The organism is Mycobacterium sp. (genome assembly GCF_035603715.1).
Lineage (GTDB): Bacteria > Actinomycetota > Actinomycetes > Mycobacteriales > Mycobacteriaceae > Mycobacterium.
On the sequence record NZ_DATNJW010000191.1, the window covers coordinates 1 to 8,178 of the forward strand.

The 8,178-nt window shown below is 63.7% G+C and carries 8 protein-coding genes; 1 reads left to right on the plus strand and 7 read right to left on the minus strand.

Going from position 1 to position 8,178, the window contains the following annotated elements:
- Positions 1–236 precede the first annotated feature (236 nt).
- The gene (murA, locus tag VN856_RS08150) at positions 237–1,490 is read right to left on the minus strand and encodes a UDP-N-acetylglucosamine 1-carboxyvinyltransferase (RefSeq protein WP_325687869.1); all 1,254 of its coding nucleotides are present in this window, start codon (positions 1,488–1,490) and stop codon (positions 237–239) included.
- A gap of 71 nt (positions 1,491–1,561) precedes the next feature.
- Between murA and VN856_RS08155 the strand changes: the two genes are divergently transcribed.
- Complete coding sequence (locus tag VN856_RS08155) at positions 1,562–2,152, plus strand: cob(I)yrinic acid a,c-diamide adenosyltransferase (RefSeq protein WP_325687871.1); 591 nt, start codon at positions 1,562–1,564, stop codon at positions 2,150–2,152.
- A 9-nt stretch (positions 2,153–2,161) separates the two neighbouring features.
- On the opposite strand, the gene VN856_RS08160 is transcribed toward VN856_RS08155, so the two are convergent.
- The 6 genes from VN856_RS08160 to VN856_RS08185 form a co-directional block, all read right to left on the minus strand.
- Positions 2,162–2,605, minus strand: a complete 444-nt coding sequence (locus VN856_RS08160) for a DUF2550 domain-containing protein (protein WP_325687873.1) — start codon at positions 2,603–2,605, stop codon at positions 2,162–2,164.
- Between the two features lie 12 nt (positions 2,606–2,617).
- Entirely contained in the window at positions 2,618–2,983 is a 366-nt protein-coding gene (locus tag VN856_RS08165) for a F0F1 ATP synthase subunit epsilon (protein WP_325687874.1), read from the minus strand.
- Positions 2,984–3,025: 42 nt separating this feature from the next.
- Positions 3,026–4,486: a F0F1 ATP synthase subunit beta gene (atpD, locus tag VN856_RS08170; protein ID WP_325687876.1), complete on the minus strand. Its 1,461-nt coding sequence runs from the start codon at positions 4,484–4,486 to the stop codon at positions 3,026–3,028.
- A 24-nt stretch (positions 4,487–4,510) separates the two neighbouring features.
- Positions 4,511–5,422 carry a F0F1 ATP synthase subunit gamma gene (locus VN856_RS08175; protein ID WP_325687877.1) on the minus strand — a complete coding sequence of 304 codons (912 nt, stop codon included), beginning with the start codon at positions 5,420–5,422 and terminating at the stop codon, positions 4,511–4,513.
- A gap of 6 nt (positions 5,423–5,428) precedes the next feature.
- Positions 5,429–7,081: a F0F1 ATP synthase subunit alpha gene (atpA, locus tag VN856_RS08180; RefSeq protein WP_325687879.1), complete on the minus strand. Its 1,653-nt coding sequence runs from the start codon at positions 7,079–7,081 to the stop codon at positions 5,429–5,431.
- A gap of 46 nt (positions 7,082–7,127) precedes the next feature.
- Positions 7,128–8,178: F0F1 ATP synthase subunit B/delta (locus VN856_RS08185; RefSeq protein WP_325687881.1), on the minus strand; the 1,051-nt coding region annotated here is incomplete at its 5' end.

The window sequence follows — 8,178 nt, forward strand, 5'->3', positions numbered from 1 at the left end:
CAGAGAAAATCTGACCAAAGCAAGACACCAAAAACTGGCATCAAAAAACCACGTCCCAACACGGGGCGCTGAAACGCGGCCAAAAAAACAACAACAAAAACAAAACCACCAAACACACTATTGAGTTCTCAAACAACACCCGTTTTCGGGCAACCCTGCTACTGTACTCCATCGCAAAAGCGCCGTCAAACTGCACGTCCGATGCCCTAGAGCAGGCGTGCTTGTTATGTACCGACCTACTCTACGCGCTCTATCTCTGCGCCCAAACTCGCCAGGTTTTCCACGAACAACGGGTAGCCCCGGTCGATGTGGAACACGTCGTGCACCTCGGTGTCACCGTCGGCCACCAGGCCGGCAAGCACCAGTCCCGCGCCGGCCCGGATGTCCGAAGACCACACGGGCGCACTCGACAGTTGCGGAAGACCCCTGACCACGGCGTGGTGACCGTCGGTGCGCGCATCGGCACCTAGGCGGATCATCTCCTCGACGAACCGGAACCGCGCTTCGAATACGTTCTCGGTGATCATCGAAGTGCCGTCGGCGATTGACGCCAGCGCAATCGCCATCGGCTGCAGGTCTGTCGGGAAACCGGGGAACGGCAGCGTCGCGACGTTGACGGCCTTCGGCCGCTCGTACTGGGTGATCCGAAAGCTGTCGTCGGTCTGAGTAACCGTGGCGCCGGCATCGTGCAGCTTGTGCAGCACAACCTGCAGATGCGCCGGGTCGACCCCGGTCACCGTGACGTCGCCGCGGGTTATCGCGGCGGCAATGCCCCACGTGGCGGCCACAATTCGGTCGCCAATCACCCGATGCTCCGTCGGGTAGAGCCGCGGTACGCCGGTAATCGTCATCGTCGGCGAACCCGCGCCCTCGACGTGCGCGCCCATCTGGTTCAACATCGCGCACAGGTCAACCACGTCGGGCTCGCGCGCGGCATTGTGAATCGTCGTGACGCCCTCAGCCAGCACCGCAGCCATCAAGATGTTCTCGGTTGCCCCGACCGAGGGGAACTCCAGTTGAATTTCCGCGCCGTGCAAGGAATCTGCCTGCGCAACGACGCAGCCATGCTCGATATTGCAGACGGCTCCGAGTTGCCGCAGCCCGGCTTGATGCATGTCCAGCGGCCGCGAACCGATGGCGTCACCACCAGGCAGCGCGACTTTGGCGCGCTTGCACCGCCCGACCAGGGGACCGAGCACGCAGACCGAGGCCCGGAACTGCCGCACCGCAGCGAAGTCGGCGTCGTATTTCGGCTCGTCCGGCGAGGTGATGCGCACGGTTGCCCCGGCCAATTCGACAGTGGCGCCCAGGCCCCGCAGCACTTCCGCCATCAACGGCACATCGAGGATGTCGGGACAGTTGGTGATCGTGCTGGTGCCTTCGGCAAGCAGCGTCGCCGCCATCAACTTCAGAACACTGTTCTTGGCTCCCCCAACAGCGACTTCGCCCGACAACCGACTACCTCCGGTCACCACGAAACGCTCGGCCACGCGGGCCAGTTTAGTGAAGCCGTTTCGCCCTGTCAGTCGGCTACGTCAGTCGGAGCGGTACGTTTTTGTTCATGGCAGTACATCTGACCCGCATCTATACCCGGACTGGCGACGACGGAACGACGGGGTTGAGCGATTTCTCACGGGTCTCCAAAAACGACACGCGCCTGGTGGCATACGCCGACTGCGACGAGGCCAACGCGGCGATCGGCGCGGCGATCGCCCTGGGAAACCCGACGCAGCAGATAGCCGACGTGCTGAAACAGATCCAAAACGATCTGTTCGACGCCGGCGCGGATCTGTCGACGCCGGTGGTGGAGGACCCCAAGCATCCGCCACTGCGCATCACGCAGTCCTACATCGACCGCCTCGAGGCCTGGTGCGATGAATTCAACGAGAGCCTGGCACCGCTCAAATCGTTTGTGCTGCCTGGTGGTTCACCGCTCTCAGCACTGCTGCACGTCGCCCGCACGGTGGCCCGACGCGCGGAGCGTTCGGCGTGGGACGCGATCGAGGAGCACCCAACAGATGTCAGCCCGCTGCCCGCGAAGTACCTGAATCGCCTGTCGGACTTGCTGTTCATCTTGTGCCGAGTGGTCAATCCCGACGGCGACGTGCTGTGGCAACCCGGCGGCGGAAGATCCGACCAGCCGAAGAAGTAAACCCCAACGTCAAGTGGTGCGGCGGCGTGCGCGAGGCGACGGACGTGACTCCAACCACGACTGGAATGCCGTCAATGCGCCTCGGTCCAGCGCGATTTCGTAGCCCGCCCTGCGCTCCTGCGTGGTATCACGCAGTTCGAGCACGATGATCTCGTCGGTCATGATGTCGAACTCGTCACCGCGCGGTGGACGTCGAGAGACGACCTCCACACCTCGCCGATTGAGCTTGCGGTCCGGCCACAACCGAACGCTGGACAGTCGGTAGAACACGGCATCCGCACCGCGGTAACGAATTACGCCGTGGCGCCAACCGTGGCCCCCGACCGCGGGGATGTCCCGCATGATCGCCGCCGTCCCACCTTGACGCAGCTTCCACAAGCGATAGCTCAGGGCGACGACCGCAAGCCCCAGCAGGACGACGAGCAGGATCATCACGCTCATGAGCGCGCTCATCGCGGCGGTCCGCTAGTCGAGCGCGCCGACAGCGCGCAGTCTGCCACGTCCCCTCGCGGCAATGCGCGGGTCGTCTGATTCCGAATCCTGTTTGGCGGCAGCCTCGTCGATCTCCGATTCGAATTGTGCGAACTCGGCGAGGATGCTGACACTCTCCTCGGTGACCGACAGAAAGCCGCCTTCGATGGCGACCCGGAGGTCATCCTCGCCCTCACGCTCCACTCGAACTATGGCGTCGTCGACGAGCTGCGCAACCAGCGGGATGTGATTGGGCAGAATCCCGATCTCCCCCACCGTGGTGCGCGTGAAGAGGAACGTCGCCTCGCCCGACCAGATTTTCCGGTCCACGGCGACGATCTCCACGTTCAGCACGGCCATCTCACACCTGCCCTTCCACGCTCAGCCTCCGCCGGCGACACATCACAGCTTGGCGCCGAAGCTCTCGGCCTTCTTTGCCAGGTCGTCCAGCCCACCGATAAGGAAGAAGGCCTGCTCGGGGATGTGGTCGAAATCGCCCTTGGCCAGCTTGTCGAAGGCCTCGATGGTTTCCTTCAGCGGAACGGTGGATCCTGGCTGACCGGTGAACTGCTCGGCCGCCATCATGTTCTGGGAGAGGAACCGCTCGATCCGGCGTGCCCGGTTGACCTGCTGCTTGTCCTCTTCTGACAGCTCGTCGATACCCAGAATCGCGATGATGTCCTGAAGGTCCTTGTAGCGCTGCAAGATTCGGATCACTTCCTGCGCAACCCGGTAGTGCTCGTCGCCGACGATCGCCGGGTCCAGGATCGTCGAGCTGGATGCCAACGGGTCCACCGCGGGGAAAATACCCTTGGAGAACACGTTTCGGGACAGCTCGGTGGTGGCGTCCAAGTGCGCGAACGTCGTCGCCGGCGCGGGGTCGGTGTAGTCGTCGGCGGGCACGTACACCGCTTGCATCGAGGTGATGGACTTACCTCGGGTCGAGGTGATCCGTTCCTGCAGCTCACCCATCTCGTCAGCGAGCGTGGGCTGGTAGCCCACGGCTGAAGGCATCCGGCCGAGCAGTGTCGAGACCTCGGAACCGGCCTGGGTGAATCGGAAGATGTTGTCGATGAACAGCAGCACGTCCTGGCCCTGCTCGTCGCGGAAGAACTCGGCCATCGTCAACGCCGACAAGGCGACTCGCATACGGGTGCCGGGCGGCTCGTCCATCTGTCCGAAGACCAGCGCGGTGTCCTTGAGCACATCGGCATCCGCGAGCTCGACCCACAGGTCGTTGCCCTCACGGGTGCGTTCCCCGACGCCGGCGAATACCGAAGTACCACCGAAGTTTCGGGCGATACGGTTGATCATCTCCTGGATCAGAACGGTCTTACCCACACCCGCACCGCCGAACAGCGCGATCTTTCCACCGCGCACATAAGGCGTCAGCAGGTCAACGACCTTCAGGCCGGTCTCGAGCATCTCGGTGCGCGGCTCGAGCTCGTCGAACGGCGGCGGCTTGCGGTGAATCGTCCAGTGGTCGAAGTCTTCTCCGTAGCCCGGCTCGTCCAGACAGACCCCCAAGGCGTTGAACACGTGGCCCTTGACGCCGTCGCCAACCGGAACGGAGATCCCCTTTCCGGTATCGGTCACCTCGACGCCGCGGACCAGTCCGTCGGTCGGTTGCATCGAGATGGTGCGAACCAGGTTGTCGCCGAGGTGCTGCGCGACCTCCAGCGTCAGCGTCTTCGCCAAATCCTTGTAGCTGATATCGGCGTGCAGGGCGTTGAACAACTCCGGCACGGAGCCGCGCGGGAATTCGACGTCGACGACGGGCCCGGTGATCCGCACCACGCGGCCGTTGGTGTCGCTGCCCTTCGAGTTCGTCGACTTCGCAGCCTTTTGAGTGGTAGCAGCCATATCCTCTTCGCTTCCTGATGGGGCCTATTTGGCGTCGGCGAGCGCGTTTGCGCCACCGACGATTTCGCTGATTTCCTGAGTGATCTGAGCCTGCCGCTCGCGGTTCGCCTCGAGCGTGAGCGATTTGATGAGGTCGTCGGCGTTGTCGCTGGCCGACTTCATCGCACGCTGGCGTGACGCCAGTTCTGACGCGGCAGACTCGAGCAGCGCCGTGTAGATGCGGGTGGTCAGGTAACGCGGCAGCAGCGCATCGAACAGCGTCGTCGCATCCGGCTCGAATGAATACAGCGTGCGGGGCTCGTTGTCGTCCTCGATGTACTCCACGACCATCGGAGCCATGCGGTGCGCTCCGACCGATTGCGACATCATCGACTTGAATTCGGTGTAGACGATGTGCAATTCGTCGACTCCGGGCTCGTCGCTGGACTCTTCGTCGTCGCCGGCGCCGGCCAGGAAGGTACTCACCAGAGTTTCTGCGACCTTCGCGGCGTCCTCATAGCTGGGCCGCTCTGAGAAACCAGACCAGGATTCGCTGATGTCCCAGTTGCGAAACTTGAAATAGCCCTGCGCTTTACGTCCAACGGTGTAGAGCACCGGAGTCTTGCCGTCCGCGCGCAGTCGCGAGAAGAGCTCCTCGGCCTTGCGGAAGGCGCCGGAGTTGTACGCGCCGCACAGGCCCCGGTCCGACGAGACCACCAGCACGCCAGCCCGCTTCGGTGAGGGCTTCTCGACCAGCAGCGGGTGGTCGAGAGCCGCCTCCTGCGCGAGCGTGGTGAGCACGCGGGTGATCTCGACGGTGTAGGGCCGGGCCTCTTTCAGCCGTGCCTGTGCCTTGCCGATGCGCGACGTCGCGATCATCTCCTGGGCCTTGGTGATCTTTTTGATCGCCCCGGCGGAACGAATGCGACCCCGCAGTTCGCGAAGTGTGGCAGCCATCTTCGATTACTTCTTCTGCTCCGGCGGTGCCGGCTTGTGTACCTGCACGGCTTCTTTCTCTACCTGGTCTTCGTCGAGGGCCTCGACGTGCTCGTCACGCACCACCGATCCACCGCCCGTAGCCGCGAAGCCCTTTTTGAACTCGTTGATCGTGTCGACCAACTTCTTCTCGGTCTCTTCGCTGAGCTTCTGCGTTTTCTTGATGTCGGCAAGGATGCCGTCCTTGGCCCCGCGGATGTGGTCGAGGAACTCGGTCTCGAAGCGATGCACGTCCTCGGCCGGGACCGAGTCGAGGTGTCCGTCGGTGCCGAGGAAGATCGAAATGACCTGCTCCTCAACGGGTGACGGCTGGTACTGCGGCTGCTTGAGCAGCTCGACCAGCCGTTCGCCGCGATCCAGCTGTGCTTTCGACGTGGCATCCAAGTCCGAGGCGAAGGCAGCGAACGACTCCAGCTCGCGGAACTGCGACAGGTCCAAACGGAGGCTTCCTGCTACTTCCTTCATCGCCTTGATCTGCGCCGCGCCACCCACCCGGGACACCGACACACCGACGTTGATCGCGGGTCGCACACCCTGGTTGAACAAGTCGGACTCGAGGAACACCTGACCGTCGGTGATCGAGATGACGTTGGTCGGGATGTAGGCCGAGATGTCGTTGGCCTTGGTCTCGATGACCGGCAGGCCGGTCATCGAGCCGCCGCCGAGCTCGTCGGACAGCTTGGCGCAACGTTCCAGCAGCCGCGAGTGCAGGTAGAACACGTCACCCGGGTAGGCCTCACGACCGGGCGGACGACGCAGCAGAAGCGAGATGGCGCGGTATGCCTCGGCCTGCTTGCTCAAGTCGTCGAAGACGATCAGCACGTGCTTGCCGTTGTACATCCAGTGCTGGGCAATCGCCGAACCGGTATAGGGCGCAAGCCATTTGAACCCGGCAGCGTCGGACGCCGGCGCGGCGACGATGGTGGTGTAGTCCATCGCGCCGCCCTCATCGAGGGCACGCCGGACCGACGCGATCGTGGTGCCCTTCTGGCCGATGGCCACGTAGACGCAGCGCACCTGCTTCTTCTCGTCGCCGGACTCCCAGTTCTCGCGCTGGTTGAGGATGGTGTCGACGCACACCGCGGTCTTGCCGGTCTTGCGGTCACCGATGATCAGCTGGCGCTGGCCGCGACCGATCGGCGTCATCGCGTCGATGGCCTTGATGCCTGTCTGCAGCGGCTCGGAAACACTTTGCCGCTGCACCACCGATGGGGCCTGAATCTCCAGCGCGCGACGGGTTTCCGCCTTGATGTCACCCTGGCCGTCGATCGGCTCGCCCAGCGGGTTGATCACCCGGCCCAGGAACTCGTCGCCGACCGGGACAGAGAGAACCTCGCCGGTGCGCTTGACTTGCTGACCCTCTGCGAGCTTCTCGGAGTCACCCAGGATGACCGCGCCGACGCTGTGCTCGTCGAGGTTCAGCGCGACGCCAAGGACCCCACCGGTGAACTCGAGGAGCTCCTGGGTCATCACCGACGGCAAGCCCTCGACGTGCGCGATGCCGTCACCGGTATCGACGACGGTGCCCACCTCTTCCTTGGTGGTGTCGGAGGTGAAGGAGCTTACGTACTCCTCGATCGCACCCTGAATGTCGTCAGCCGAGATTGTCAACTCTGCCATGGCTTTTCGTTCTTCCTGCTTGTCGATGGTATTACGTCGGTAGTGGTCAGTCCGGCAATTGGGTCTGGGCCGCGGCAAGACGCGACGAAAGCGTCCCGTCGATGATCTCGTCGCCAACCGAAATCGCGAGCCCGCCGAGCAGCTCTGGGTCGATGGAAACTTGTGCCGTGACCGGGTGGCCGTAGATCCGGCTCAGCACCTCGGTGAGGCGGGTGTGCTGGGCGTCGCTGAGTTCGGCTGCTGCGCTTACCTGCGCGACGACCTCGCCACGTCGAGCCACCGCCACTTCGGCCAGGTTCTGCACTGCCGCGTCGGCCGGCTGTCCGTGGAGCAACTCGACCGTCTTGGCGAGCAGGTCAGCCGTGATCGCGTTGACGCCGGCGCCGGCACCTTTGAGGACGTTGCGCAGCAACTTAACTCGCGCATCCGCAGCCACCTCGTAGTTGCCCAGCAAGATGGCAAGCCGCGGCTGCGCGTCGAGAATGCGGGAGAACCGGAACAACTGGTCTTCCACCTCGTCGACCTCACCGGCCTTCTCGGCACGGATCAACAGGGCTTGCCGAGCTGCCAGTTGGATCGCGTCGACGAGATCGGTTTCGGCCGACCAGCGTTCGGCGACCGCCGCTTTGAGGACATCAAGAGCGGGTTGACCGACCTTGCCCGACACCAGCCGCTCGACCAATTGGACTCGCGGCGATGAGTCCTCGGACGGCTGAGTGAGATAGCGAGTGACCACGCTTTCGTGGACCAGCAGCGCGGCGACAGACGTCAGATCGTCCGCCAGCGTCGACAGGCCGTTGTCGTCAAGGCTGTCGGCGATCCCGCCGAATTGGTCCAGCAGACCCGTCAGCGCCAACCGGCTGGCCGAACGCATCTTGGTCTCGACGGGGTACTGGATGTCGGCCGTGGAGGCCGACATCTCGTCGAGATCGTTCAGGAAGCGGTCGACGGTCGCGGACTGCTGGCCCGGTTCGGCGACGTAGCCGCGCACCAGATCGGCTGCCCGCCGGACGGATTCGGCACCGATGTCCTGACGCAGCTGACGGACCAGTTGGGAACGCAACAGTTCTGCCTGCTTGGCGCCCTGCTGCTTGATC